The sequence below is a fragment of the Kosakonia sp. PSU_27 genome, assembly GCF_039409795.1.
In the GTDB taxonomy this organism is placed as follows: domain Bacteria; phylum Pseudomonadota; class Gammaproteobacteria; order Enterobacterales; family Enterobacteriaceae; genus Kosakonia.
The window spans coordinates 1-1,209 of sequence record NZ_JBCIVK010000020.1; the positions used below are offsets into that span (position 1 = coordinate 1).

Below are 1,209 nucleotides of genomic sequence, written 5' to 3' on the forward strand. Positions count from 1 at the left end.
GAAATCATATTTTTTCGCAGTTGCGGCAGTATTCAGGACTTTGATTCCGTTGAAGTCTGTCTGCTGAGTAACACGGTTGACCTCTTCCATACGCTGGTTAACTTCAGCCTGGATGGAGTCGATGTCAGAGGCAGAGTTGGAGCTGTTCTGTGCCTGAACGGTCAGGTCACGGATACGCTGCAGGTTGTTGTTGATTTCGCCCAGCGCGCCTTCAGCGGTCTGCGCCAGAGAGATACCGTCGTTCGCGTTACGTGCAGCAACACTCAGACCGTTGATGTTGGAGGTGAAACGGTTAGCAATCGCCTGGCCAGCGGCATCGTCTTTTGCGCTGTTGATACGCAGACCGGAAGACAGACGCTCAATAGAGGTGCCCAGAGAAGACTGAGATTTAGTCAGGTTGTTCTGAGTCATCAGCGACAGGGTGTTAGTATTAATAACAGCCATAATATTTATCCTTTAGTAATAGATGTAAGTTCCGGTATGCGCCAGCGGCTTCATCACCGTCATAAATGTTATCGACAGGATTATGGATCTCTTTAGTCCTTTTTTATTCCCGCGATAGCATACGCACGGGGAATGCATAACCAATTGATTAACAATGTAAAAATAAAACCATTCCAAGTTACTTCCTACTAAATGATAAGATTAAGAATATACTTTGAACCGTCTTTTCTCTATTGCTTTGAGAATAATTTTATTTTTTAACTTACCTAAATATTTTCACATCCTAAATTTATTGTATCCCACCTGTTTCACATATAAATCATAATAAAAAAGTACTATCCGATGAAACATCCTATCACTTGCGAACAACCATTTCTCATAGAAGAAGACATCAAAATTCCCTCGAAAATGCGTGCTTAGTTCAGACCCGAGCGTTTTAGCTGCTCCGTTGAAATCTACATTTATAAAATATCGTTAGGCAAGATACGTAATTATGACATGGCACCAATACAAAATGATTTTAACAGCACCAGAGCACATAAAATGTTTTGAGGAATCTACCGTGGCTAATCCTTTTTGCTATAGGAATAGCAAAAAGGATTAGCTCATGATGAGTAGTACTGTGAAATCGGCCTTTTATTGACCACCGGGATAGATGGAGATGTTAAGATGTATAAAAAAAGCGCCGACAAGCGACGCTTTCTGATACTACGTAATTTGCGATTAACGCAGCAGGGACAGCATGGTCTGCGGAACCTGGTTGGC

Annotated in this window: 1 pseudogene; it reads right to left on the reverse strand. The window is 42.0% G+C overall.

Going from position 1 to position 1,209, the window contains the following annotated elements:
* Positions 1 to 444: pseudogene (locus AAIG26_RS23650) on the reverse strand (flagellin FliC); the annotation flags it as partial.
* Positions 445 to 1,209 lie beyond the last annotated feature (765 nt).